Source organism: Paraburkholderia sp. FW306-2-2C-D06C (genome assembly GCF_058781505.1).
Genome location: NZ_JBYSWU010000053.1, coordinates 34537 through 60067, shown reverse-complemented (window position 1 = coordinate 60067; position 25531 = coordinate 34537). Strand labels below are relative to the sequence as shown.

21 protein-coding genes are annotated in these 25531 nt (G+C 63.4%); 19 read left to right on the top strand and 2 right to left on the bottom strand.

Going from position 1 to position 25531, the window contains the following annotated elements; translation table 11 throughout:
• The coding region (locus AC3WLT_RS29970; protein ID WP_492595267.1) for a pyridoxal-phosphate dependent enzyme at positions 1 to 487 on the bottom strand (487 nt) is incomplete at its 3' end.
• Between the two features lie 502 nt (positions 488 to 989).
• On the opposite strand from AC3WLT_RS29970, the gene AC3WLT_RS29965 reads away from it, so the two are divergent.
• The 18 genes from AC3WLT_RS29965 to AC3WLT_RS29880 all read left to right on the top strand — a co-directional run bounded on the left by AC3WLT_RS29965 (position 990) and on the right by AC3WLT_RS29880 (position 23797).
• Entirely contained in the window at positions 990 to 5081 is a 4092-nt protein-coding gene (locus AC3WLT_RS29965) for a DUF3683 domain-containing protein (protein ID WP_492595266.1), read from the top strand.
• 34 nt (positions 5082 to 5115) lie between these two features.
• Complete coding sequence (locus tag AC3WLT_RS29960) at positions 5116 to 5544, top strand: HIT family protein (RefSeq protein WP_492595265.1); 429 nt, start codon at positions 5116 to 5118, stop codon at positions 5542 to 5544.
• Between the two features lie 240 nt (positions 5545 to 5784).
• Positions 5785 to 6198 carry a gamma-butyrobetaine hydroxylase family protein gene (locus AC3WLT_RS29955; protein WP_492595264.1) on the top strand — a complete coding sequence of 138 codons (414 nt, stop codon included), beginning with the start codon at positions 5785 to 5787 and terminating at the stop codon, positions 6196 to 6198.
• A 67-nt stretch (positions 6199 to 6265) separates the two neighbouring features.
• Positions 6266 to 6997, top strand: a complete 732-nt coding sequence (gene ubiE / locus AC3WLT_RS29950) for a bifunctional demethylmenaquinone methyltransferase/2-methoxy-6-polyprenyl-1,4-benzoquinol methylase UbiE (RefSeq protein ID WP_492595263.1) — start codon at positions 6266 to 6268, stop codon at positions 6995 to 6997.
• A gap of 38 nt (positions 6998 to 7035) precedes the next feature.
• A complete protein-coding gene (locus AC3WLT_RS29945; RefSeq protein ID WP_492595262.1) occupies positions 7036 to 8034 on the top strand; it encodes a Tim44 domain-containing protein in 999 nt (332 codons plus the stop codon).
• 131 nt (positions 8035 to 8165) lie between these two features.
• Complete coding sequence (locus AC3WLT_RS29940) at positions 8166 to 8810, top strand: ubiquinone biosynthesis accessory factor UbiJ (RefSeq protein WP_492595261.1); 645 nt, start codon at positions 8166 to 8168, stop codon at positions 8808 to 8810.
• Between the two features lie 15 nt (positions 8811 to 8825).
• Positions 8826 to 10403, top strand: coding sequence for a ubiquinone biosynthesis regulatory protein kinase UbiB (gene ubiB, locus AC3WLT_RS29935; protein ID WP_492595260.1), 1578 nt, complete (start codon positions 8826 to 8828; stop codon positions 10401 to 10403).
• A 23-nt stretch (positions 10404 to 10426) separates the two neighbouring features.
• Positions 10427 to 11050, top strand: a complete 624-nt coding sequence (locus tag AC3WLT_RS29930) for a methyltransferase domain-containing protein (RefSeq protein WP_492595259.1) — start codon at positions 10427 to 10429, stop codon at positions 11048 to 11050.
• A 170-nt stretch (positions 11051 to 11220) separates the two neighbouring features.
• The gene (locus AC3WLT_RS29925) at positions 11221 to 11607 is read left to right on the top strand and encodes an FmdB family zinc ribbon protein (RefSeq protein ID WP_492595258.1); all 387 of its coding nucleotides are present in this window, start codon (positions 11221 to 11223) and stop codon (positions 11605 to 11607) included.
• A gap of 75 nt (positions 11608 to 11682) precedes the next feature.
• Complete coding sequence (locus AC3WLT_RS29920) at positions 11683 to 12336, top strand: DUF502 domain-containing protein (RefSeq protein WP_492595257.1); 654 nt, start codon at positions 11683 to 11685, stop codon at positions 12334 to 12336.
• A gap of 76 nt (positions 12337 to 12412) precedes the next feature.
• A complete protein-coding gene (gene aspS / locus AC3WLT_RS29915) occupies positions 12413 to 14212 on the top strand; it encodes an aspartate--tRNA ligase (RefSeq protein ID WP_492595256.1) in 1800 nt (599 codons plus the stop codon).
• A 188-nt stretch (positions 14213 to 14400) separates the two neighbouring features.
• The gene (gene nudB, locus AC3WLT_RS29910; RefSeq protein WP_492595269.1) at positions 14401 to 14910 is read left to right on the top strand and encodes a dihydroneopterin triphosphate diphosphatase; all 510 of its coding nucleotides are present in this window, start codon (positions 14401 to 14403) and stop codon (positions 14908 to 14910) included.
• Positions 14907 to 16166, top strand: coding sequence for a cardiolipin synthase ClsB (clsB, locus tag AC3WLT_RS29905; protein ID WP_492595255.1), 1260 nt, complete (start codon positions 14907 to 14909; stop codon positions 16164 to 16166). The genes nudB and clsB overlap by 4 nt, the downstream gene beginning before the upstream one ends.
• 250 nt (positions 16167 to 16416) lie before the next feature.
• Complete coding sequence (locus AC3WLT_RS29900; RefSeq protein ID WP_091796739.1) at positions 16417 to 17016, top strand: TetR/AcrR family transcriptional regulator; 600 nt, start codon at positions 16417 to 16419, stop codon at positions 17014 to 17016.
• A gap of 96 nt (positions 17017 to 17112) precedes the next feature.
• Positions 17113 to 18900, top strand: a complete 1788-nt coding sequence (locus AC3WLT_RS29895) for an acyl-CoA dehydrogenase C-terminal domain-containing protein (protein ID WP_492595254.1) — start codon at positions 17113 to 17115, stop codon at positions 18898 to 18900.
• Between the two features lie 115 nt (positions 18901 to 19015).
• On the top strand, positions 19016 to 21451 hold the full coding sequence (locus AC3WLT_RS29890) for a 3-hydroxyacyl-CoA dehydrogenase/enoyl-CoA hydratase family protein (RefSeq protein WP_492595253.1): 2436 nt from the start codon (positions 19016 to 19018) through the stop codon (positions 21449 to 21451).
• Between the two features lie 246 nt (positions 21452 to 21697).
• Positions 21698 to 22897, top strand: a complete 1200-nt coding sequence (locus tag AC3WLT_RS29885; RefSeq protein WP_492595252.1) for an acetyl-CoA C-acyltransferase — start codon at positions 21698 to 21700, stop codon at positions 22895 to 22897.
• A 135-nt stretch (positions 22898 to 23032) separates the two neighbouring features.
• On the top strand, positions 23033 to 23797 hold the full coding sequence (locus AC3WLT_RS29880) for an enoyl-CoA hydratase (protein WP_492595251.1): 765 nt from the start codon (positions 23033 to 23035) through the stop codon (positions 23795 to 23797).
• 18 nt (positions 23798 to 23815) lie between these two features.
• On the opposite strand, the gene fdhD is transcribed toward AC3WLT_RS29880, so the two are convergent.
• On the bottom strand, positions 23816 to 24655 hold the full coding sequence (fdhD, locus tag AC3WLT_RS29875) for a formate dehydrogenase accessory sulfurtransferase FdhD (protein WP_492595250.1): 840 nt from the start codon (positions 24653 to 24655) through the stop codon (positions 23816 to 23818).
• A 154-nt stretch (positions 24656 to 24809) separates the two neighbouring features.
• Here fdhD and AC3WLT_RS29870 point away from each other — a divergent pair, with 154 nt between their 5' ends.
• A complete protein-coding gene (locus AC3WLT_RS29870) occupies positions 24810 to 25286 on the top strand; it encodes a nitrate reductase associated protein (RefSeq protein ID WP_492595249.1) in 477 nt (158 codons plus the stop codon).
• The last annotated feature ends 245 nt before the right edge of the window (positions 25287 to 25531 follow it).

Here is a 25531-nt window from a genome sequence, read left to right as displayed (position 1 = left end):
CGACGGTGCCCTGGCCGGCGATCACGTACGGATCGTCGAACGGATGCACGAAAGTCAGGCCGCGCGCTTCCTGCAGCTTCACCGCATGCCCGTAAGCATCGCTGTACGACTCGCCGAACTGCACCACCTCGACGGTCGGCCCGCCATGCGCGCGCACCGCATCGACCTTCACCTGCGGCGTGGTGACCGGCACGACGATGATCGCCTTCACGCCCATGCGCGCCGCCGACAGCGCCACGCCCTGCGCATGATTGCCCGCCGACGCGGTAATCACGCCGCGTTCCAGCGCCTCGGCCGGAATATGCGCCATCTTGTTGTACGCGCCGCGCAGCTTGAACGAGAACACCGGCTGGTTGTCCTCGCGCTTCAGATAGACGGGATTGCGCAGGCGTGCCGACAGGTTCGGCGCACGTTCGAGTTCGGTCTCGCGCGCCACGTCGTAGACGCGTGCGGTCAGGGTTTTCTTCAGGTAGTCGTGGGAAGCCATGCGGGTGGCGCGGTGCGCTTTGTGAGACGGGAAAAGGCTAATGATAGCGCCAACGGTGCGCGCTCTGGCCTTCAGCGTATCTCCCCCGGGCCGTCCCGGAAGGCCCGCCCGACCGTTCGGTCGGTAAGTTTCCTGCATGGCTGCGACCGGACGATCCGCGACGAATCCGCGCAAAGCCCGTCGCAGCCCGGATTTCAGGCGTCGGCGCGCAGGTGGATCATGCGGTAGAATTTCATTTTGGAATAAGGATCGGAAGATGCACTGGCAGCCTCGGATCGCCCATTTGATGCCCGCCCCGCGTGAGTCTCGCCCCGCGGCGGAGCGTCACCTCCGGCACGCCCGATCGTGTAGCTGTCTCTGAGCGCCGCGAAGCGACCGATGTGGGTAGACCGTCGGTTGCGCTTCGCTCCACTAGAAAATTTCCAGCATTGCGCGCCACGCGCACTGTCGGCCAGCGCCTCATCGATGAGCACGCCTGGTTGACCCACCGAGTCGTCCGAACATGAACGCACCTCAAGTTTTCGATCCGCACGGGGCCGCCACTGCGGTGGTCACCGATCCTGAAGCGCGTCTGCGCGAAATCCCCTATAACTACACGTCGTTTTCCGACCGCGAAATCGTTATCCGTCTGCTCGGCGACGAAGCTTGGGCGGTTCTGGCCGAACTGCGCGCGGAACGCCGCACCGGCCGCTCGGCGCGGATGCTGTATGAAGTGCTCGGCGACATCTGGGTGGTGCGCCGCAATCCTTACCTGCAAGACGACCTGCTCGACAACCCGAAGCGCCGCGCGCTCCTGATCGAGGCGCTGCATCACCGTCTGTCCGAGATCGAGAAGCGCCGCCGCGCCGATCTGGTCGAACACGGCGACGAAGCGGGCGTCGACCGGGCTGCCCGCGTCGAAACCCTGGTCGTGGCCGCGCGCCGCGCCGTCGACGATTTCGAGAGCGAATTCCAGAAGACGGCCGATCTGCGCCGCCGCGCGAACAAGGTGCTGGGCCGCGTCACGGAAAAAGACAACATCAAGTTCGACGGCTTGTCCCGCGTGTCGCATGTGACCGACGCGACCGACTGGCGCGTCGAGTACCCGTTCGTCGTGCTGACGCCGGATACCGAAGAAGAGATCGCCGGCATGATCAAGGCGTGTTTCGAGCTCGGTCTGACGGTGATTCCGCGCGGCGGCGGCACCGGCTACACGGGCGGCGCTGTTCCGCTCACGCCGTTCTCGGCCGTCATCAACACGGAAAAGCTCGAACAGCTCGGCGCGGTCGAATTGACCGTGCTGCCGGGCCTCGACCGTAAAGTGCCGACGATTTTCTCCGGCGCGGGCGTCGTCACGCGCCGCGTGACCGAAGCGGCCGAGCAGGCCGGCTATGTGTTCGCGGTCGATCCGACGTCGCTCGACGCGTCCTGCGTCGGCGGCAACGTCGCGATGAACGCGGGCGGCAAGAAGGCCGTGCTGTGGGGCACGGCGCTCGACAACCTCGCCTGGTGGCGCATGGTCGACCCGGAAGGGAACTGGCTCGAAGTCACCCGTCTGGATCACAACCTCGGCAAGATTCACGACATCGAAGTCGCGCGTTTCGAGCTGAAATGGTTCGACGGCAACTACGCGCCGGGCGAGAAGCTGCTGCGCACCGAGTCGCTCGACATCAAGGGCCGCGTGTTCCGTAAGGAAGGCCTCGGCAAGGACGTCACCGACAAATTCCTCGCCGGCCTGCCGGGCGTGCAGAAGGAAGGCTGCGACGGCCTGATCACGTCCGCGCGCTGGGTGTTGCACAAGATGCCGGCGCACACGCGCACGGTCTGCCTCGAATTCTTCGGCCAGGCGCGCGAGGCGATTCCGAGCATCGTCGAGATCAAGGACTACCTGTTCGAAACGTCGAAGCAGGGCGGCGCGATTCTCGCCGGTCTCGAACACCTCGACGAGCGCTATCTGCGCGCGGTCGGCTACGCGACCAAGAGCAAGCGCAATGCGTTTCCGAAGATGGTGCTGATCGGCGACATTGTCGGCGACGATGCCGATGCGGTCGCGCAGGCCACTTCGGAAGTCGTGCGGATGGCCAACGGCAAGAGCGGCGAAGGCTTCGTCGCGGTCAACGCCGAGGCGCGCAAGCGTTTCTGGCTCGACCGCAGCCGCACCGCTGCGATCGCCAAGCATACCAACGCGTTCAAGATCAACGAAGACGTGGTGATTCCGCTCGACCGGATGGGCGAGTACACCGACGGCATCGAGCGCATCAACATCGAACTGTCGATCAAGAACAAGCTGCAACTGGTCGACGCGCTCGAAGCGTTCTTCAAGGGCGGCAAGCTGCCGCTCGGCAAGAGCGACGACGCCAATGAAATTCCGAGCGCCGAACTGCTCGAAGATCGCGTGCAGCAGGCGCTGGATCTGCTGAAGAACGTGCGCACGCGCTGGGAATTCCTGCGCGACAAGCTCGATCTGTCCTTGCGCGAGGCGCAGCATTATCTGGTCGGCCTCGGCTACGAAGCGCTGGCGGAGAAGTTCGCTGATCGCGTGGACGCGCAGCCGGATGCCAGCGTGTTCCACGTCACGCAGGACCGTACGATCCGCGTGTCCTGGAAGCAGGAAATCCGCGCCGAACTGCAGCAGATCTTCAACGGCGGCGAGTTCAAGCCGATCCTCGAAGAAGCCCAGGCGATCCACAAGCATGTGCTGCGCGGCCGCGTGTTCGTCGCGCTGCACATGCACGCGGGCGACGGCAACGTCCACACGAACCTGCCGGTGAACTCGGACAACTACGAGATGCTGCAGGACGCCCATACGGCGGTGGCGCGCATCATGAAGCTGGCGCGTTCGCTCGACGGCGTGATTTCCGGCGAGCACGGCATCGGTATTACGAAACTCGAATTCCTCACCGAAGACGAGATCGGCGAATTCCGCGCTTATAAGCAACGCGTCGATCCGCATGGCCGCTTCAATGCGGGCAAGCTGCTCGAAGGCGCCGATCTGCGCAACGCCTACACGCCGAGCTTCGGCCTGATGGGTTACGAATCGCTGATCATGCAGCAGTCCGATATCGGCGCGATCGCCGATTCGATCAAGGACTGTTTGCGTTGCGGCAAGTGCAAGCCGGTCTGCGCGACCCACGTGCCGCGCGCCAACCTGCTGTACAGCCCGCGCAACAAGATTCTCGCCACCTCCTTGCTGGTCGAGGCGTTCCTGTATGAAGAGCAGACCCGCCGCGGCGTGTCGATCAAGCACTGGGACGAGTTCAACGACGTCGCCGATCACTGCACCGTCTGTCACAAGTGCGTGACGCCGTGCCCGGTGAAGATCGACTTCGGCGACGTGACGATGAACATGCGCAACCTGCTGCGCAAGATGGGCAAGAAGAAGTTCAACCCGGGCAACGCGGCCGGCATGTTCTTCCTCAACGCCACCAATCCGCAGACCATCAACCTCGCGCGCACCGCGATGATGGGCATCGGCTACAAGGCGCAGCGCCTCGGCAACGACGTGCTGAAAAAGTTCGCGAAGAAGCAGACGGCGCATCCGCCGGCTACCGTCGGCAAGCCGGCGGTCACGCAGCAGGTGATCCACTTCATGAACAAGAAAATGCCGGGCAATCTGCCGAAGAAAACCGCGCGCGCGTTGCTCGACATCGAGGACAACAAGATCGTCCCGATCATCCGCAATCCGAAGACGACCACCGCCGACACGGAAGCGGTGTTCTACTTCCCGGGCTGCGGCTCCGAGCGGCTGTTCTCGCAAGTGGGTCTGGCCACGCAAGCGATGCTGTGGGAAGCGGGCGTGCAAACCGTGCTGCCGCCGGGTTATCTGTGCTGCGGCTATCCGCAGCGCGGCTCGGGCCAGTTCGACAAGGCCGAGCAGATCGTCACGGATAACCGCGTGCTGTTCCACCGTGTCGCGAACACGCTGAACTACCTCGACATTAAGACGGTGGTGGTGTCGTGCGGCACGTGTTACGACCAGCTCGCCGGCTACGAATTCGAGAAGATCTTCCCGGGCTGCCGGATCATCGACATCCACGAGTTTCTGCTGGAGAAAGGCATCAAGCTCGAAGGCGTGAGCGGTGTGCGCTACATGTACCACGACCCGTGCCACACGCCGATCAAGACGATGGACCCGGTCAAGCTCGTCAATGAACTGATGGGCTCGGAAAAAGACGGCTACAAGATCGAGAAGAATGATCGCTGCTGTGGCGAATCCGGCACACTCGCGGTGACCCGTCCTGACATTTCGACGCAGGTCCGCTTCCGCAAGGAAGAGGAGATCCGCAAGGGCGCGGCGAAGCTGCGCGGTATTCCGCCGGGCGGCGCTCCGCTGGGCAGCGCTCCGCTCGTCGGCGCGGGGGCGGACGCGGTCAATCCGGGCAACGGTTCGGCCGGTGCGGCCGTCGCCGTGGGTACGCCGAACGGCGCCGCCGACGTGAAGATCCTGACGAGCTGCCCGTCCTGCCTGCAAGGCCTGTCGCGCTACAACGAAGACGCGGGCACCGAAGCGGACTACATCGTCGTCGAGATGGCGCGTCTCGTGCTCGGCGAGAACTGGATGGCGGATTACGTCCAGCGGGCGAACAATGGCGGAATCGAGCGCGTGCTGGTTTAATGGCACCACTGACGATTTCTGCCTGAGGACGACGATGGACTGTGTTTTTTGCCGCGAAGACGGCGGCGACGTGCTGTGGCAGGACGACACCTTGCGTGTCGTCCTTGCCGACGAACACGATTACCCGGGCTTCTGCCGGGTGATCTGGAGCAAGCATGTGGCCGAGTTTTCCGACCTTGCCGGAAGCGACCGCGATCGCGTGATGCAGGCCGTGTATGCGGTCGAGCGCGCGATGCGGCGCATCATGCAGCCGGTCAAAGTGAATCTGGCGAGCCTCGGCAACCAGGTGCCGCACGTGCATTGGCATGTGATTCCGCGTTTTTCGAACGACGCGCATTTCCCGTTGCCGATCTGGGCGCCGCGCCAACGCACGGTGTCCGAAGCGATGCTGTCGTCGCGCCGCGCGCAGGCTACCTTGCTGCGCGACGCAGTTCGCCAGGAAATCGAACAAGCTCTTGGCTGAGCGCCCCTAACCTGTCGCTTCGCGCCAGGCCCCCCGAGGGGGTAAGAAAACTTGGGGCGGCCCGGCGTTAAGATGAATGCCCCCAAACCTGTCGCTTCGCGTCAGGCCCCCCGAGGGGATAAGAAAACTTGGGGCGGCCCGGCGTTAAGATGAATGCCCCCAACCTGTCGCTTCGCGCCAGGCCCCCCCCGAGGGGGTAAGAAAACTTGGGGCGGCCCGGCGTTTTCTTATGAGGCCATCATGAGCGGATTGACCCCCGATACCCCGGTGCCGACCGGTGTGGTCGTGCATTCCAGATCGCGCGTGCTCGAATTGCAGTACGCGAACGGCGAAACGTATCGCTTGCCGTTCGAACTGCTGCGCGTGTATTCGCCGTCGGCGGAAGTGCAGGGGCACGGACCCGGCCAGGACACCTTGCAGACCGGCAAGCGCGACGTGACGATCACGATGATCGAAGGCGTCGGCAACTATGCGTTGCAGCCGACGTTCTCCGACGGCCACGCCACCGGCATTTATTCCTGGGACCTGCTGTACGACATGGCAGTCCGTCAGGGTGAACTCTGGCGCGCCTATCTCGCCAAACTGGAAGCGGCCGGCGTCGACCGCGATGCGCCCATGATTCCATCCGGCGCTGCGCACGGGCATTGTCACTGATACGATTCGCCCTGATCGCCGCACTGATGCGGCGCAACATTTCAGAATACGCGAAAGGACGAGCGCGATGAGCAAAACTCACTTCGGCTTTCAATCAGTCGACGAACAGGAAAAAGCGCAGAAGGTGGCGGGCGTGTTCCACTCGGTTGCCGCTAACTACGACTTGATGAACGACCTGATGTCGGGCGGGTTGCACCGGGCGTGGAAGATGTTCACGATCGCCCAGGCCAACGTGCGGCCAGGCTTCAAGGTGCTCGATATCGCAGGCGGCACGGGCGATCTGTCCAAGGCGTTCGCGAAGCAGGCCGGGGAAACCGGGGAAGTCTGGCACACCGACATCAACGAATCGATGCTGCGCGTGGGTCGCGACCGCCTGCTGGACAAGGGCATCATCACCCCGGCGTTGCTGTGCGACGCCGAAAAAATCCCCTTTCCGGACAATTACTTCGATGTAGTCACCGTGGCATTCGGCTTGCGCAACATGACGCACAAGGACGTGGCGCTCGCTGAAATGCGCCGGGTGCTGAAGCCGGCAGGCCGTCTGCTGGTGCTGGAATTCTCGAAGGTGTGGGATCCGCTCAAGAAGGTCTACGACGTCTATTCGTTCAAGGTCTTGCCGTGGCTCGGCGACCGTTTTGCGAAGGATGCCGAGAGTTATCGTTACCTCGCGGAATCGATCCGGATGCATCCGGACCAGGAAACTTTAAAAACAATGATGGAACAAGCGGGTCTCGATGGCGTCAAATATTACAATTTGTCAGCTGGCGTGGTAGCTTTACATGTGGGGACCAAATACTAGGGTCCCTAACCCATCGATTTTTAAAGGAAAGTACGAATATGTCCGATTCAGGTGTGTTATCTCCCCGTAAGGTTTCGAGGTCGTTGGTGAGAAGAATCGGACTGATCGCGATGGTCGGCCTGATCATGGCCGGCTCTCTCGCCTCGCTCGATGCGGAAGCCCGCCGCATGGGCGGCGGCCGCAGCATCGGCCGTCAGTCGACTACGGCTCAGCAGCAATCTCAGTCGACCCCGACTCAACCTTCCCAAAGCAATCAGGCCACGCAGCAGCGCGCCCAACCGGCGCCGGCTCCTGCGCCCACGCCGGCCGCGCAGCCTAACCGCTCGCGCTGGCTCGGGCCGATCGCCGGTCTCGCTGCCGGTCTCGGCATCGCCGCGCTTCTGTCGCACTTCGGTCTTGGCGGCGCGTTTGCCAGCGCCATGGCCAACATCATCGTGATCGCCGTGATCGCGATGATCGGTATCTGGCTGATCCGCCGTTTCATGGGCCGCAAGCGCGATTCGGCGCAACCAGCGTACGCGGGCGGCGCGCCGTCGCTGAACGCGAGCGGCACCGGCTACTCGCAGGAACCGCGCTTCAGCGCGCCGCCCACCGGCTCGTATCTCGAACCGCAAGGCAGCCCGCTGACCACGCCGTCCGTCAACGCCATGCCCGCCGTGCCGGCCGGCTTCGATTCGGAAGCGTTCCTGCGTAACGCCAAGGTGTACTTCGTGCGCCTGCAAGCCGCGTGGGATGTCGGCAACATGGACGACATCCGCGAATTCACCACGCCGGAGATGTTCGCCGAGGTGAAGGTCGATCTGTCGTCGCGCGGCGCGGAGTCGAACCAGACGGACGTGGTGCAGCTGAACGCCGAGCTGCTCGGCGTCGAAGAACGCGCGAACGAATACTTCGCCAGCGTGCGCTTTTCCGGCTTGATCCGCGAATCTGCGGGCGCGGCGGCCGAGCCGTTCGTCGAAGTCTGGAATCTGTCGAAGTCGAACCGCGCCGGCGAAGGCTGGCTGCTGGCCGGCATTCAGCAGGTGGCGCAGCACTAGGACAGCACCGCTCGTCCTGACTTCGCACAAAGCATTGGCCGTTCGGCATAGCAAGCCGCGAAGCGAACGGACGTTACAATAGGAACCCGCGTGGGCACCTCGTCCGCGCGGGTTTTTTCTTGCCACTTTCAATGACCCTCGCCGCCAAGCCCTTCGCTGCTGCCGTCAATCACCTGCTCGCCCGCGAATCGTGGGCTCGTGAGCGCCTCGCCCCGTACTCGGGCAAAACCGCCAGACTGTCGTGTCCGCCGGTCGTGCTGATGCTGCTGGTGCAACCCGATGGCTACCTGAGCGCGATCGGCGAAACCGAGGCGCAGCAGTTCGACGTGACCATCGCGGTGCCGTCGGATGCGCTGCCGGCCTTCGTGCAAGGCGGCCAGGCCGCCGTGATGAAGCACGTGAAGATCGAAGGCGACGCCGAATTCGCCACCGTGATCGCGAAGCTCGCCGAGCATCTGCGCTGGGAGCCGGAAGAGGATCTGGCCAGGCTGATCGGGGATGGTCCGGCATGGCGGGTGGCGTCGGTCGTGCGCTCGGTCGGCGCACATGCGCGGCGCACCGGCCGCAACCTGCTCGATATGGCCGCTGAATATCTGCTCGACGAGAATCCGCAATTGGTGCGGCGCGCTGCGCTCGACGATTTCAACGTCGAACTGGCGCGTGCCCGCGATGCTTTGGCACGCGTCGAAAAGCGCCTTGAGCGCCTTGAACTGAAGGTCGAAGCCCGCGGCGCCGGTGCGTCGGGCGGCGCCGCCACGTTGCGCGGCACGCGCTAGTCACCGGGCTCCACTATGCGTTTTCTGCGTTTCCTCAAGATTTTTTTCACCGTCATTCGCTTCGGTCTCGATGAGATGATGCTTGGCCGCATCAACGACCGGCGCGTGCGTTTGCTGCTGCGTATCACCACTATCGGCCGCAAGTTCGACGAACCGCCGGGCGTGCGGCTGCGGCTCGCGCTCGAAAGCCTCGGGCCGATCTTCGTCAAGTTCGGCCAGGTGCTGTCCACCCGGCGCGATCTGTTGCCGGTCGATATCGCCAACGAGCTTGCCAAGCTCCAGGATCAGGTGCCGCCGTTCGACTCGGCGGTGGCGATAGGATTGGTCGAGAAGTCGCTCGGCGCGCCCGTCGACGTGCTGTTCGACGACTTCGAGCGCGTGCCGGTGGCGAGCGCGTCGATCGCGCAGGTGCACTTCGCGAAGGTGAAGGCCGGCCAGCATGCGGGCAAGGCCGTCGCTGTCAAGGTGCTACGGCCGAACATGCTGCCGGTGATCGATTCCGATCTCGCGCTTCTGCGCGACATCGCCGTGTGGGCCGAGCGCCTGTGGGCCGACGGCAAGCGCCTGAAGCCGCGCGAGGTGGTCGCCGAGTTCGACAAATACCTGCACGACGAACTCGACCTGATGCGCGAGGCGGCCAACGGCAGCCAGTTGCGGCGCAACTTCGCCGGGCTCGGTCTGCTGCTGGTGCCGGAAATGTACTGGGAGTTCTGCACGCCCACGGTGCTGGTGATGGAGCGGATGGTCGGCGTGCCGATCAGCCAGGTGGATGCGCTGCGCGCGGCGGGCGTCGATATTCCGAAGCTGGCGCGCGAAGGCGTCGAGATCTTCTTCACCCAGGTGTTCCGCGACGGCTTTTTTCATGCCGACATGCACCCGGGCAACATTCAGGTGAGCCTCGATCCGGCCCATTTCGGCCGCTATATCGCGCTCGATTTCGGCATCATCGGCGCGCTGTCGGACTTCGATAAGAACTACCTCGCACAGAACTTTCTCGCGTTCTTCAAGCGCGACTACCATCGCGTCGCCACGCTGCACCTCGAGTCCGGCTGGGTGCCGCCGACCACGCGGGTCGAAGAACTGGAAAGCGCGATTCGCGCGGTCTGCGAGCCGTATTTCGACCGCGCGCTGAAGGATATTTCGCTCGGGCAGGTGCTGATGCGTCTGTTCTCGACGTCGCGACGCTTCAACGTCGAGATCCAGCCGCAGCTGGTGCTGTTGCAGAAAACCATGCTGAACGTGGAGGGACTCGGCCGCTCGCTCGACCCGGAACTGGATCTGTGGAAGACCGCCAAGCCGTATCTCGAACGCTGGATGAACGAGCAGATCGGTGTGCGCGGCTGGTACGAGCGGCTGAAGATCGAGGCGCCGCAGTGGAGCAAGACACTGCCGCAGCTGCCGCGCCTGATTCATCACGTGCTGGCCGAGCGTCACGACCACACTCGCGGCGCGAACGACGACATGATTCAGCAGATTCTGCTCGAACAAAAGCGTACCAACCGGCTGCTGCAAGGGCTGCTGCTGTTCGGCGTGGCAGTCGGGGTCGGCGCGGTGCTGGCGCGGGCGTTTCTGGCGTTTGCTTACGGCGGTTAATCCCGATCCATACGAGGCACCTGATGAGCGACCCGAAGCAACCCTCCGCACCTGATTTCGCCGTCGGCGACCCGAACTCGCCGGAATTCTGGACCGAGCGTTTCGAGCGCCGGTTCACGCCGTGGGACCAGGCCGGGGTGCCGGCGGCGTTTCGGTCGTTCGCCGAGCGGCATGGCGGCGCGGCCGTGTTGATTCCGGGCTGCGGCAGTGCTTACGAGGCGCTCTGGCTGATCGAGCGCGGCAATCCGGTCCGTGCGATCGATTTTTCGCCGGCCGCCGTTGCGGCAGCGCGTGAGCAATTGGGCGCGCGGCATGCGGATCTGGTCGAACAGGCGGACTTTTTTACGTGCCAGCCGCCGTTCGCGCCGGCATGGATTTATGAGCGCGCGTTCCTCTGCGCACTGCCGGTGGCCCGCCGCGCAGACTACGCGCAGCGGATGGCGGAACTGTTGCCTGGCGGCGCGCTGTTAGCGGGGGTTTTCTTCATCGGCGAGACGCCCAAAGGACCGCCGTTCGGGATCGAGCGCGCCGAGCTCGACGCGCTGCTCACACCGTACTTCGATTTGATCGAAGACGAAGCCGTGAACGATTCGATCGCCGTGTTTGCCGGACGCGAGCGCTGGCTGACGTGGCGCCGCCGCGGTTGAGGGCAGCGCCGGCGCGTGCCCGGCGGACTTGATTCGGCGGTGGCCGCCCCCATTTGCAGCGACGGCGGCTGCGTCGGGCGCTTGCCCCGGAAATCCGGGGGCGGGCTGCCGTTTGCGGCTATAATTCAAGGCTTTGCAAGCGTTTACAAGATTTCAGTAGGGAAAGGATCATGCCGATCTACGCTTATCGTTGCGAATCGTGCGGCTTCGGGAAGGATGTGCTTCAGAAGATGAGCGACCCCCAGTTGACGCAGTGTCCCGAGTGCGGGAAAGACACCTTTCGCAAGCAGGTGACTGCCGCCGGCTTCCAGCTGAAGGGCTCGGGCTGGTACGTCACCGATTTCCGCGGAGGCAATGGCGGCGCTAGCGCGCCGGCGAAGCCCGACGCGAATGGCGGTTCGAATGCGGGCGCGGGCGAGAACGGCGCGTCGGCGAATGACGGCGCCGCGAAATCCGACACGGGTTCGGCCAGCAGCCCGGCAGCAGCCGCAACGCCGGCCGCGCCTGCTGCCGCACCGGCCGCTTCGGCAGCCTCGAGCGGTTCGGGCAGCGCCTAGCAGGACTGCCGCCCTCAGGGCGGCGCACACATCCGCGCAGCGGGCTCTCGCTCGCGCGGCTTTCTGGCGGTACACATGACGACGAAAAAAACGACGCTCAAATCGGTGTTCCTGACTGGCCTGCTCGTGCTGGTGCCTCTGGCTATCACACTGTGGGTGCTCGGCCTGATCATCGGCACGATGGACCAGACGCTGTTGCTGCTGCCGAGCGCATGGCAGCCAGAGCGCATCTTCGGCTTCCGCCTGCCGGGTCTCGGCGCGGTGCTGACGCTCGCGTTCATCTTTGTCGTCGGGCTGTTGACGCAGAACTTCATCGGCCAGAAGCTCGTGAAGTGGTGGGAGGTCGTGGTCGCGCACATTCCGGTGGTCGGACCGCTATATACCAGCGTCAAGCAGGTGTCCGACACGTTGTTGTCGAGCAGCGGCAATGCGTTTCGCAAGGCGCTGCTGATCGAATACCCGCGCCGCGGCTCCTATACGATCGCGTTTCTGACCGGCATTCCGGGCGGTGACGTGGTCAATCACCTGAAAGAAGATTACGTCAGCGTGTATGTGCCGACTACGCCGAATCCGACCTCCGGCTTCTTCCTGATGGTGCCCAAAAGCGAAGTGATCGAGCTCGACATGACGGTCGACGCTGCGCTCAAGTACATCGTCTCGATGGGCGTCGTGGCGCCGTCCGCGCCGCCGGCGCTGGTGCGCCGCACGACAGTCGAGCCTCCGCTGTAATGCCGGCGCGCAAAGTTTCACGCAGTGTTCGACTGCCGCGCGCCGTTCAACCAATGCAAAACGAAAGACAAACATCATGTCGATGAGATCTGAATACTGCGGTCTGGTGACCGAAGAACTGCTGGGCCAAACCGTCTCGCTGTGCGGCTGGGTAAGCCGCCGCCGCGACCATGGCGGCGTCATCTTCATCGACCTGCGCGACCGCGAAGGCCTCGTTCAGGTCGTCTGCGATCCGGATCGCGCGGAAATGTTCAAGGCCGCCGAAGGCGTGCGCAACGAGTTCTGCCTGCAGATCAAGGGCGTGGTGCGCAGCCGTCCGGAAGGCACCACGAACGCCGCGCTGAAGAGCGGCAAAATCGAAGTGCTGTGCCACGAGCTGATCGTGCTGAACGCTTCGATCACGCCGCCGTTCCAGCTCGACGACGACAACCTGTCGGAAACCACGCGTCTCACGCACCGTGTGCTCGACCTGCGCCGTCCGCAGATGCAGCACAACCTGCGTCTGCGTTACCGCGTCGCGATCGAAGTGCGCAAGTATCTGGACGCGCAAGGCTTCATCGACATCGAAACGCCGATGCTCACCAAGAGCACGCCGGAAGGCGCGCGCGACTACCTCGTGCCGTCGCGCACCAACGCGGGCCAGTTCTTCGCGCTGCCGCAATCGCCGCAGCTGTTCAAGCAGCTGCTGATGGTGGCGAACTTCGATCGCTACTACCAGATCGTCAAGTGCTTCCGCGACGAAGACCTGCGCGCCGACCGTCAGCCGGAATTCACGCAGATCGACTGCGAAACCTCGTTCCTGTCGGAACAGGAAATCCGCGATCTGTTCGAAGCGATGATCCGTCACGTGTTCAAGGAGACGATCGGCGTCACGCTGGACGAGAAATTCCCGGTCATGCTGTATTCGGAAGCGATGCGCCGCTTCGGTTCGGACAAGCCGGACCTGCGCGTGAAGCTCGAATTCACGGACCTGACGGATGCGGTCAAGGACGTCGACTTCAAGGTGTTCAGCACGCCGGCCAACACGAAGGACGGCCGCGTCGCGGCGATCCGCGTGCCGAAGGGCGGCGAGCTCTCGCGTGGCGACATCGACAGCTACACGGAATTCGTCCGCATCTACGGCGCGAAGGGTCTGGCGTGGATCAAGGTCAACGAAGTCGCGAAGGGCCGTGACGGTCTGCAAAGCCCGATCGTCAAGAACCTGCACGACGAAGCGGTCAAGGCGATCATCGAGCGCACCGGCGCGCAAGACGGCGACATCATTTTCTTCGCGGCGGATCGCGCGAAGGTGGTGAACGACAGCCTGGGCGCGCTGCGTCTGAAGATCGGCCATTCGGAGTTCGGCAAGGCCAACGGTCTGGTCGAGTCCGGCTGGAAGCCGCTGTGGGTGGTCGACTTCCCGATGTTCGAATACGACGAGGAAGACAACCGCTACGTCGCCGCGCATCACCCGTTCACGAGCCCGAAGGACGAGCACCTCGAGTATCTGGAAACGGATCCGGCGCGCTGCCTCGCGAAGGCCTACGACATGGTGCTGAACGGCTGGGAAATCGGCGGCGGTTCGGTGCGTATTCACCGTGAAGAAGTGCAGAGCCAGGTGTTCCGCGCGCTGAAGATCGGCGCGGAAGAAGCGCAAGCCAAATTCGGCTTCCTGCTCGATGCGCTGCAATACGGCGCGCCGCCGCACGGCGGTATCGCATTCGGTCTGGACCGCATCGTCACGATGATGGCCGGCGCCGATTCGATCCGCGACGTGATCGCGTTCCCGAAGACGCAACGTGCGCAGTGTCTGCTCACGCAAGCGCCGAGCGAAGTGGACGAGCGCCAGCTGCGCGAGTTGCACATCCGTCTGCGTACGCCGGAACCGAAGGCGTAACGTATTTGACGGTCGGGCAAGCCAAAGCTGTCTGAAAACGGCAGCGTGTCGGCGAAAAAGCGAAACGAAAAAGGCGCGTGATGCGCCTTTTTCGTTTTTTGCGTTACAGTCGAAGCAACTGCTTTCGACCGCTCATCGGACCACTCGCCGACATGTACCGCACAAGCGTTGCGCCCAGTTTTCACGCCATGCCGAAACCGCCGAAGATCCCGCAATCCGTACTCGTCATCATCCATACGCCCGCGCTCGAAGTACTGCTGATCGAGCGCGCCGACCACGAAGGCTTCTGGCAGTCGGTGACGGGTTCCAAAGACCATCTCGACGAGCCGCTCGCCGAAACCGCCGCGCGCGAAGTCGCCGAAGAAACCGGCATCGTGCTCGGCAGCGCGCGGGTGCCGCATAGCGCGCTCTTCGATTGGCAATATCAGATCGAATACGAGATCTACCCCGAGTTCCGCCACCGCTATGCCGAGGGCGTGATCCATAACACCGAGCATTGGTTCAGTCTGCAAGTGCCCGAGCAGCTCGAGGTGACGCTCGCGCCGCGCGAGCACATCGCGTTCCTGTGGCTGCCGTATGAAGAGGCGGCGTCGCGCTGTTTTTCGTCGTCGAATGCCGATGCGATCCTGCAGTTGCCGAAGAGGCTGAACGAGCGCCCGAAAGAGCGCGATGGGCGCTTGAAGGAGCGTGCCCGGTGAGCGTCGGCGGCGCGCGCCGTTTCGCGCGACTCCGGCAATCCTTGCTTGGCCGCCGCTACTGGCAGCGCTACCGTTTCACCAGCGGCAACGACGTCAAGCTGCTGCGTTCCGGCGACGAGTTCTTCGCCGCGCTGACCGCGCGTATCGACGCGGCGCGGACCGACGTCTTTCTCGAAACCTATATCTTCTGCGACGACAGCGCCGGCCACGCCGTCAGCGCGGCGTTGCTGCGTGCTGCGGCCCGCGGTGTGACGGTGCGTGTGATTACCGACGGCATCGGCACCGAGCGCTTGCCGATGTTCAACGAATGGCCGGCGGCCGGCATCGAGCATCGCATCTACAACCCGCATCTGTTCGGCCGCTTCGGCTTCTCGCGCACGCACCGCAAACTGGCGGTGGTGGACGATCAGTTCGCGTATTGCGGCGGCATCAACATCGTCGACGATTACGAGAACAACGGTGAGAAGCTGCCTTACCGGCGCTGGGACTTCGCGGTCGAGTTGCACGGGCCGGTGGTCGCCGATATCCGCCAGGCATTCGAGCTGCAATGGCGGCGGATTCGCCTTGGCCATCGGCCGCTGGAATCCATGGCGCCTGATCTCGGGCCGACGTCGTACGCGTCGCTCGGCACGCTGCGCCGGCGGCGCCGCAACCGCAACGAGGCGCTGTGGGCGGGCGGTCAGCCGTGCGTGGCATTCGTCGCGCGCGACAACCTGATCAACCGGCGCGCCATCGAAAAAGCCTACCTGACTGCGATCGGCCAGGCACGCAGCGAAGTGCTGCTGGCCAATCCCTACTTCATGCCGGGCCGCAAGCTGCGCCGCGCGTTGGTGTTCGCGGCGCGGCGCGGCGTCGATGTGAAGCTGATCATCGGGCGCAAGGAGTTTGCCGCGCTCGATTACGCGGTACCGTTCCTGTATCGTGCGCTGCTCAAAGCAGGCGTGAAGATCGCCGAGTACGAGAAAACCATGCTGCACGGCAAGGTCGCGGTGGTGGATTCGAATTGGGCCACCGTCGGCTCGTCGAACCTCGACGCGCTCAGCCTGGTGCTCAACAACGAAGCCAACGTGGTGCTGGTGAACGACCCGCAGATCGGCGCGCTGCGCGAAGCGATCCTCGTGGCGTTCCAGGACTCGCGCCGGATCGATGAGGCGCGCTATGAGACCCGCCCGGCCGGAGAACGGCTCCTGAACTGGCTCGCGTATACGACCTACCGGGCCGTGATGAAGCTGCTGACGGTGGGCGGTTATGACTAGCGCATTCTCTTCTCTCACATAAGTGCAAGGGCGCGGCGTCAATCGAAGGATAGAAAGAAGACAAACGAGAAGGCAAACGGGAAGGCAAACGCCTCTAAAAAATCTCCTTCGTCTGATTGACGGATGCCGCAGAATTGAAACCAGGTTAGAAACCGGTTTCTAATAAAGTCCTTGTTTCGCGGACGGCTGCACTCAATAATAGTACGGCCGTTCGATTTTCTTTCGGTCACATTAGAACGGTAAAAAAGCTATGCGAAAAGGCGAACAAACGCGAGCCGCGATTCTCGAAGCAGCACTCGATCTGGCAAGCCGAGACGGACTGGAAGGTCTGACGATTGGGCTGCTGGCCGAGCGCATGCAGATGAGCAAAAGCGGTGTGTTTGCGCATTTCGGGTCGCGCGAGGATTTGCAGGTCGAAGTGGTGCGCGAATATCACCGTCGTTTTGAAGACGAGGTGTTTTTTCCGAGTTTGCGTGAACCGCGCGGCTTGCCGCGTCTGCGCGCAATGATCTCCCGCTGGATCGAGAAGCGCATTCAGGAAGTCACCACTGGGTGCATCTACATCAGCGGCGCGGTCGAGTATGACGACCGCGCGGACAACCCGGTGCGCGAGCAACTGGTGTCGAGCGTGACGATCTGGCGTGCGGCGCTCACTCGCGCGATTTCGCAGGCAATGGAAGAAGGGCATCTGCGTGCCGATACCGATCCGCAGCTGATGCTGTTCGAACTGTACAGCTTCACGCTCGGCCTGCATCACGACGCGCGCTTCCTGCACTTGCCGGATGCAGTGCGTCTCACGTGGGCCGCGCTGGAAAAATTGATTGTTTCGTATCAGAGCGAAAGCCGTTAGCAGGACCGCCGAACCTGAGCAGATTCAGCGGCGCTGAAGGTCCGATCCGCGGACTGAGCTAACGGCCTGGCTTCTTGTCAAACTTTGGAGAGAGTCATGGGACAGTACGCCGCGCCGCTGCGCGACATGCAATTCGTGTTGCACGAGCTGCTTAACGTCGAAGCCGAAATCAAGCAGATGCCGAAGCACGCGGATCTCGATGCCGACACGATCGACCAGGTGCTCGAAGAGGCCGGCAAGTTCTGCTCCGAAGTCCTGTTCCCGCTGAATCAGAGCGGTGATCAGGAAGGCTGCACGTACGTCGGCGACGGCGTCGTGACCACGCCGAAGGGCTTCAAGGAAGCTTATCAACAGTACGTCGAGGCCGGCTGGCCCGCGTTGGGCTGCGATCCGGAATACGGCGGCCAGGGCTTGCCCGCGTTCGTCAACAACGCGCTGTACGAAATGCTGAACTCGGCGAATCAGGCGTGGACGATGTATCCGGGCCTGTCGCACGGCGCCTACGAATGTCTGCACGCGCACGGCACGCCGGAACTGCAGCAGCTTTATCTGCCGAAGCTGGTCGCAGGCGTTTGGACCGGCACGATGTGTCTGACCGAACCGCATTGCGGCACCGACCTCGGCATTCTGCGCACCAAGGCCGAACCGAACAGCGACGGTTCGTACGCGATTAGCGGCACGAAGATTTTCATTTCCAGCGGCGAACACGATCTCGCGGAGAACATCGTTCACCTGGTGCTCGCGCGTCTGCCGGATGCGCCGAAGGGCACCAAGGGCATTTCGCTCTTCATCGTGCCGAAGTTCATCCCGAACGAAGCAGGCGGGCCTGGCGAGCGCAACGGCGTGAAATGCGGTTCCATCGAACACAAGATGGGCATTCACGGCAACGCGACCGCCGTGATCAACCTCGACAACGCGAAGGGCTGGATGGTGGGCGAGCCGAACAAGGGCTTGAACGCGATGTTCGTGATGATGAACGCCGCGCGCCTGGGCGTCGGCATGCAGAGCCTGGGCCTGACCGAAGTCGCGTACCAGAACTCGCTGACGTACGCGAAAGAGCGTCTGCAGATGCGTTCGCTGACCGGTCCGAAGGCGCCGGAAAAAGCCGCCGATCCGATCATCGTGCACCCGGACGTGCGCCGCATGCTGCTCACGCAGAAGGCCTATGCCGAAGGCGCACGCGCGTTCTCGTACTGGTCCGCGCTGCACATCGACAAGGAACTGTCGCACGGCGACGAATCCGTGCGCAAGGAAGCGGCGGATCTGGTCGCGCTGCTCACGCCGATCCTGAAGGCGTTCCTGTCGGACAACGCGTTCGAAGGCACCAATCACGCGATGCAGATCTACGGCGGCCACGGCTTCATCACCGAGTGGGGCATGGAGCAATACGTGCGCGACGCCCGCATCAACATGATCTACGAAGGCACTAACGCCGTTCAGTCGCTCGACCTGCTGGGCCGCAAGGTGCTCGGCGACATGGGCGCGAAGATGAAGAAGTTCGGCAAGCTGGTCGCCGAGTTCGTCGAAGCCGAAGGCGTGAAGCCGGAGATGCAGGAGTTCATCAACCCGCTCGCCGACATCGGTGAAAAGGTGCAGAAGCTGACGATGGAAATCGGCATGAAGGCGATGCAGAACCCGGACGAAGTCGGCGCCGCCGCCGTGCCGTATCTGCGTACCGTCGGCCACCTGGTGTTCTCGTACTTCTGGGCGCGCATGGCTCGCATCGCGCTGGACAAGGAAGCATCGGGCGACGCGTTCTACAAGGCAAAGCTCGCCACCGCGCGCTTCTACTTCGCGAAGCTGCTGCCGGAAACGGCGATGACAATCCGTCAGGCTCGCGCGGGTTCCAGGTCGCTGATGGAAGTCGACGAAGCGCTGTTCTAAGCCACATCACGGCAAGCGCCACGCGATCCAGAAACGCGTGGCGCTTCGCCAAGCCATACATCGCGAAACATACGAGACACATTCGCGACACCGCACAACTCCCCGGAGGAACGACGTGAGCAATCTGATCATTCGCAAGGTAGCCGTGCTCGGCGCCGGCGTGATGGGCGCGCAGATCGCGGCGCACCTGATCAACGCCAAGGTGCCCGTGCTTCTTTTTGATCTGCCGGCCAGGGAAGGCCCGAAGAACGCGATCGCGCTGAAGGCGATCGAAAACCTGAAGAAGCTGTCGCCGGCGCCGTTCGGCGTGAAGGACGACGCGCAATATATTCAGCCCGCGAATTACGACGACGACATCGAGAAGCTCGCCGAGTGCGACCTCGTGATCGAAGCGATCGCCGAACGGATGGACTGGAAGCACGACCTGTACAAGAAAGTGTCGCCGCATATCGCGCCGAACGCGATCTTCGCGACCAACACCTCGGGTCTGTCGATCACCGAACTGTCGCAAGGTTTCGCGGATGAACTGAAGGCGCGCTTCTGCGGCGTGCACTTCTTCAATCCGCCGCGCTACATGCACCTGGTCGAACTGATTCCGACCGCCACGACGCGTCCGGAAATCGTCGATCAGCTCGAATCGTTCCTGACGAGCGTGGTCGGCAAGGGCGTCGTGCGTGCAAAAGACACGCCGAACTTCATCGCGAACCGCGTCGGTATTTTTTCGATCCTCGCCGTCATTACCGAAGCCGCGAAGTTCGGCCTGCGTTTCGACGAAGTCGACGACCTGACGGGCAGCCGCCTCGGCCGCGCGAAATCGGCAACCTTCCGCACCGCGGACGTGGTCGGTCTCGACACGATGGCGCACGTCATCAAGACGATGCAGGACAACCTGAAGGACGATCCGTTCTTCCCGGTCTACGAAACGCCGGCCGTGCTGGCCGAACTGGTGAAGAAGGGCGCGCTCGGTCAGAAGACCGGCGGCGGCTTCTACAGGAAGGAAGGCAAGGCGATCAAGGTGCTCGACCCGAAGACGGGCGAGTACGTCGACGGCGGCGCGAAAGCGGACGAACTGGTCGGGCGCATTCTGAAGCGTCCGCCGGCAGAGCATCTGAAGCTGCTGCGCGAATCGGAACACCCTCAGGCGCAGTTCCTGTGGTCGATCTTCCGCGACGTGTTCCACTACATCGGCGTGCATCTGGAGTCGATTGCGGACAACGCGCGTGATGTGGACCTGGCGATTCGCTGGGGCTTCGGCTGGAACGAAGGTCCGTTCGAAGGCTGGCAGACGGCCGGCTGGAAGCAGGTCGCGGCGTGGGTGCAGGAAGACATCGCGGCAGGCAAGGCGCTGTCGAATGCGCCGCTGCCGTCGTGGGTGCTGGAAGGCCCGGTCGCAGAGAAGGGCGGCGTGCATACGAACGAAGGGTCGTGGTCGCCGGCTTCGAAGACCTTCGTGCCGCGCTCCTCTCTCTCCGTGTATGACAAGCAGGTGTTCCGCGCACCGCTGGTCGGCGAAACGGCGGCGGACCCCAAGACTTACGGCAAGACGCTGTTCGAAACCGACGCAGTCCGCGCATGGGTCGACGATCGCGCGGGCGAGAACGATGTGCTGATCGTGTCGTTCAAGAGCAAGATGAACACGATCGGACCGTCGGTGATCGACGGCCTGACGCAAGCCATCGAACTCGCCGAAAAGGACTACAAGGGTCTGGTCGTATGGCAGCCGACGTCGCTGAAACTCGGTACGCCGGGCGGCCCGTTCTCCGCCGGCGCGAACCTCGAAGAGGCGATGCCCGCCTTCATGATGGGCGGCGCGAAGGGCATCGAGCCGTTCGTGAAGAAATTCCAGCAAGGCATGCTGCGCGTGAAATACGCGAGCGTGCCGGTCATCTCGGCCGTGTCGGGCATCGCGCTCGGCGGCGGCTGCGAACTCGCGCTGCATAGCGCGAAGCGCGTCGCGCACATCGAAAGCTATATCGGTCTGGTCGAAGTGGGCGTCGGTCTCGTGCCCGCGGGCGGCGGTTTAAAGGAAGCTGCACTGCGCGCAGCGGAAGCGGCAACCGCAGCCGACGCAACCAATGACCTGCTGAAGTTCGTGCAGAAGTCGTTCGAAAATGCGGCGCTGGCGAAGGTCTCGGCCTCCGCGCTCGACGCGCGCGCAATGGGCTATCTGAAGCCGTCCGACACCATCGTCTTCAACGTGTTCGAACTGCTCGACGTCGCGAAGAAGGAAGCGCGCGCGCTGTCCGCTGCGGGCTACCGTCCGCCGCTGCGCGTGACGCAAGTTCCGGTCGCGGGCCGCTCGGCGATTGCGACCATCAAGGCATCGCTTGTCAACATGCGCGACGGCCGTTTCATCAGCGAGCACGATTTCCTGATCGCGAGCCGCATCGCGGAAGCGGTGTGCGGCGGCGACGTCGAAGCGGGCAGCCTCGTCGACGAAGAATGGCTGCTGCAACTCGAGCGTCGTGCGTTCGTCGATCTGCTCGGCACGCAAAAGACGCAGGAACGGATCATGGGCATGCTGCAAACCGGCAAGCCGGTACGCAACTAAGTGACGCGCGGACGGCAATCGGATTGCATGGGACCGGAGTAAGGCGCTGAAGGGCTAACTCCGGTCGACCGCAAACATTGCATGGGACCAGAGTAGGCGCTAAAGCGCCAACTCCGGTCGACCGCAATCGGATTGCATGGGACCAGAGTAAGGCGCTAAAGCGCCAACTCCGGTCGACCGCAATCGAATTGCATGGGACCAGAGTAGGCGCTAAAGCGCCAACTCTGGTCGACAAAGGAGCTTTAAATGACAAAGCAATTGCAAGACGCATACATCGTCGCCGCGAGCCGTACGCCGATCGGCAAGGCGCCGCGCGGGATGTTCAGGAACACGCGCCCGGACGAACTGCTGGTCCACGCGATCAGGTCGGCCGTGGCGCAGGTGCCGGGCCTCGACACGAAGGTGATCGAAGATGCGATCATCGGCTGCGCGATTCCTGAAGCCGAACAAGGGCTGAACGTCGCGCGGATGGGCGCGCTGCTGGCCGGCCTGCCGAACACGGTAGGCGGCGTGACGGTGAACCGCTTCTGCGCATCGGGTCTGACCGCGCTGGCAATGGCGGCTGACCGCATTCGCGTCGGCGAATCGGACGCGATGATCGCTGGCGGCTGCGAATCGATGAGCATGGTGCCGATGATGGGCAACAAACCGTCGATGTCGCCGCACATCTTCGATCGCAGTGAAGACTTCGGCATCGCGTACGGCATGGGCCTGACGGCCGAGAAGGTCGCCGAGCGCTGGAAGATCAGCCGCGAAGCGCAAGACGCGTTCTCGGTCGAATCGCATCGCCGTGCGATCGCCGCGCAGCAAGCCGGCGAATTCAACGACGAAATCGCCGCGTACACGATCGCCGAGCGCTTCCCCGATCTCGCCACCGGCGAAGTGACGGTGAAGACCCGCGAAGTCACGCTCGACGAAGGTCCGCGTGCGGACACGTCGATGGAAGGCCTCGCGAAGCTGCGCACGGTGTTCGCGAACAAGGGTTCGGTGACGGCGGGCAACAGTTCGCAAACCTCGGACGGCGCGGGCGCGTTGATCGTGGTGTCGGAAAAGATCCTTAAAGAATTCAACCTGACGCCGCTCGCGCGTTTCGTCAGCTTCGCCGTGCGCGGCGTGCCGCCGGAAATCATGGGCATCGGTCCGAAGGAAGCGATTCCGGCCGCGCTGAAGGCTGCGGGTCTCAAGCAGGACGATCTCGACTGGATCGAACTGAACGAAGCGTTCGCCGCGCAGTCGCTGGCGGTGATCCAGGACCTCGGTCTGGATCCGTCGAAGATCAACCCGCTCGGCGGCGCGATCGCGTTGGGTCATCCGCTGGGCGCGACCGGCGCGATTCGTGCATCGACGGTGGTGCACGGCCTGCGCCGCCGTAACTACAAGTACGGCATGGTGACGATGTGCGTCGGCACCGGCATGGGCGCGGCGGGCATCATCGAACGTCTGTAATCGTGTTCGCCCCGATCCCCGCGTTGATTCCCGTGTTGATCCCGGCGTTGATCCCCTGAGGACCGCAGAAACGGTTCGCAGGCCGCCTGGCTTGCGAATCGTTTTTCCATTCAGCAGAAGTACGAGGAGATGACAATGGATATTCAGGTCGAGCGCGCGGACGGCGTGCTGACGATTGCCTTCAACCGGCCGGACAAGAAGAACGCGATCACGGCCGCGATGTATCAGACGATGGCCGATGCGCTGGTCGAGGCGCACGGCGACGCGTCGGTTCGGGCGATCCTGATTCGTGGCAGTGTCGGTATTTTCAGCGCCGGCAACGATCTCGAAGACTTCATGAAGCAGCCGCCAGACGGCGAAAACTCGCCGGTATTTCAATTCCTGCGTGCGATCAGCTCGGCGGAAAAGCCGATGGTGGCGTCGGTGGCGGGCCCGGCGGTCGGCATCGGCACGACGCTGCTGCTGCATTGCGATCTGGTCTACGCGGCGGAGACGGCGAGCTTCTCGCTGCCGTTCGCGCAGTTGGGGCTATGTCCGGAGGCGGCGTCGAGCCTCTTGTTGCAGCGCGTCGCCGGTTATCAGGCAGCGGCCGAAAAGCTGCTGCTGGGCGAAGCGTTCGACGCGCGCGAGGCGCACCGAATGGGCTTCGTGAATCGCGTGCTGCCCGCTGCGGAAGTGGACGCGTTCGCGGCGGCACAGGCGGCGAAGCTGGCGGCGCTGCCGGCCGCGTCGCTGCGCGTGACCAAGAGTCTGATGAAGCGCGCAAGCCAGCAGGAACTGCAAACGCAGATGACCGAGGAAGCGGTGCACTTCGGCAAGATGCTGCTCGCGCCCGAAGCGCGCGAGGCGCTCAAGGCGTTCTTCGAGAAGCGCAAGCCGGATTTCCGGCAGTTCGACTGAGCGCCGGCGCTCAGACGTTCAAGGCTGCGTCGGCTGCAACGTGTCGTAGTCGACGTAGCTGGTTTCGCGGCAGAAGCTGACGAGCCGCACGCCCGCTTTGCGCGCAATCGCAATCGCCAGCGAAGACGGCGCCGAAATCGTGGCGACCATCGGCACGTCGACGCGCGCCGCCTTGCGCACCAGCTCGTAGCTGGCGCGGCTCGACAGAAACACAAATCCCTCTTTGGTATCGGCGCGATCGAGCACCAGTTGGCCGATCAGTTTGTCGAGCGCGTTGTGGCGGCCGACATCTTCGAACGCATAGCGGATTGCGCCTGCCGCATCGCACCATGCGGCGGCATGCAAACCGCCGGTCAGACGGGTCAGCGCCTGGTGGTCGGGCAACTCGCGCGCCGCCCGGGCGATCGCATCGGGCGCGAGCCGTTGCAGAAAACCGGTGTCCGGCACGCGTTCCGGTTGCAGATCCAGCAGATCGATGCTTTCGATCCCGCATACGCCGCAGCCGGTGCGCCCCGCCAGCGCGCGGCGCTTTTCCTTCAGCGCGACGAATGCCTGCTGCACCACTTGCAATTGCACTTCGGCATGCGGCAATTCGCCGTCGTCATGCAGTTCGACCTCGATGTCCTGGATGTCGCTGCCGCGCTCCACGATCCCTTCCGAAATCGCGAAACCGACCGCAAACGCTTCCAGATCGCGCGGCGTGCACATCATCACCGCATGCGAAATGCCGTTGAAGACGAGCGCGACCGGCCACTCCTGACCGACGTGATCGGTGACGGTTTCGACCGCCGTGCCGCGGTGCCGGCGCACCTGGCGCTCCACGGCGCCCGGCTGTCCAGCCGTTTCCAGTTCGTTCAATGCCTGCCCCCTTTGTGAGGCTGCGCGTAAGCGGCTTCAGGCCTTGCCCGGCGCCGAAAAGCGGCCCCAGTCCCCGCCGCTGTCACGCGAATAAGGTTCTAAAATACCCCAAGGCGGGTTTGCGCGTTGCCCGTCGCCAAAGAGGAATACTGTCATGGGACTCAACGAGGCACCGATTCTGTTCAACTTCGAAGTCGAGTCTTCGGAGAATTTCACCTTCATTCCGATGTCGGTGCGCTTCAATCTCGACCGCTTCGGGCTGCGTATTTCGCTTGCACAGTGGCAGTTGCTGCCGCTCGAGGACCGCAAGCTGCTGGCGCGTTTCCCGGTCGAAGAAGACGCGGAAATCGAGCCGAATTTCGATCACGCGCTGTTCGAAATGCTGCGCACGCACGCGAACATCGAACCGGAGTGGTTCACGCCCGACGAAACACCTGCCTGGCGCCGCACGGATAGCGTACCGGAGGGCGTCGTGCACCAGGCGGGACTCGCCAGTCTGCCCACGCCGGGCACCGCCGAATGGGCCGAACTCGACCCGTTCAAACGCTATGTGCTCGCCAAATTGTCGCGCAAACCGGAAGGCAACCACGACTTTGTTCCCGCGATGAGGGAATTCGGTCTGGCCGGGTAGGTTTCGCCGGGTAGGTCTAACCCGGTAGGCGCGGCCGGCGAGGCCTGGCCGCTGAAACCCCGAGCCGGCCGCGTTCAGCCTCGAAGCGGGCCGCCGCCGCGCATCTCGCATCCGCAGGCGGCCCGGACCGCGAGCGAATTTTTTCGCCCGGCACCCTCAACCTGTTCCGAACCCTGCCGTTATCCATGGGTTGGCGCGTAAAAGACCCATATCGAAGCGAGCCCGCGCTCCCGCCCGCAGAACGA

Excerpts from the sequence above, each read along its gene's own strand:
- AC3WLT_RS29965 (WP_492595266.1), top strand. The coding sequence starts at position 990 with ATGAACGCACCTCAAGTTTTCGATCCGCACGGGGCCGCCACTGCGGTG.
- AC3WLT_RS29960 (WP_492595265.1), top strand. The coding sequence starts at position 5,116 with ATGGACTGTGTTTTTTGCCGCGAAGACGGCGGCGACGTGCTGTGGCAG.
- AC3WLT_RS29955 (WP_492595264.1), top strand. The coding sequence starts at position 5,785 with ATGAGCGGATTGACCCCCGATACCCCGGTGCCGACCGGTGTGGTCGTG.
- ubiE (WP_492595263.1), top strand. The coding sequence starts at position 6,266 with ATGAGCAAAACTCACTTCGGCTTTCAATCAGTCGACGAACAGGAAAAA.
- AC3WLT_RS29945 (WP_492595262.1), top strand. The coding sequence starts at position 7,036 with ATGTCCGATTCAGGTGTGTTATCTCCCCGTAAGGTTTCGAGGTCGTTG.
- AC3WLT_RS29940 (WP_492595261.1), top strand. The coding sequence starts at position 8,166 with ATGACCCTCGCCGCCAAGCCCTTCGCTGCTGCCGTCAATCACCTGCTC.
- ubiB (WP_492595260.1), top strand. The coding sequence starts at position 8,826 with ATGCGTTTTCTGCGTTTCCTCAAGATTTTTTTCACCGTCATTCGCTTC.
- AC3WLT_RS29930 (WP_492595259.1), top strand. The coding sequence starts at position 10,427 with ATGAGCGACCCGAAGCAACCCTCCGCACCTGATTTCGCCGTCGGCGAC.
- AC3WLT_RS29925 (WP_492595258.1), top strand. The coding sequence starts at position 11,221 with ATGCCGATCTACGCTTATCGTTGCGAATCGTGCGGCTTCGGGAAGGAT.
- AC3WLT_RS29920 (WP_492595257.1), top strand. The coding sequence starts at position 11,683 with ATGACGACGAAAAAAACGACGCTCAAATCGGTGTTCCTGACTGGCCTG.
- aspS (WP_492595256.1), top strand. The coding sequence starts at position 12,413 with ATGTCGATGAGATCTGAATACTGCGGTCTGGTGACCGAAGAACTGCTG.
- nudB (WP_492595269.1), top strand. The coding sequence starts at position 14,401 with ATGCCGAAACCGCCGAAGATCCCGCAATCCGTACTCGTCATCATCCAT.
- AC3WLT_RS29900 (WP_091796739.1), top strand. The coding sequence starts at position 16,417 with ATGCGAAAAGGCGAACAAACGCGAGCCGCGATTCTCGAAGCAGCACTC.
- AC3WLT_RS29895 (WP_492595254.1), top strand. The coding sequence starts at position 17,113 with ATGGGACAGTACGCCGCGCCGCTGCGCGACATGCAATTCGTGTTGCAC.
- AC3WLT_RS29885 (WP_492595252.1), top strand. The coding sequence starts at position 21,698 with ATGACAAAGCAATTGCAAGACGCATACATCGTCGCCGCGAGCCGTACG.
- AC3WLT_RS29880 (WP_492595251.1), top strand. The coding sequence starts at position 23,033 with ATGGATATTCAGGTCGAGCGCGCGGACGGCGTGCTGACGATTGCCTTC.
- AC3WLT_RS29870 (WP_492595249.1), top strand. The coding sequence starts at position 24,810 with ATGGGACTCAACGAGGCACCGATTCTGTTCAACTTCGAAGTCGAGTCT.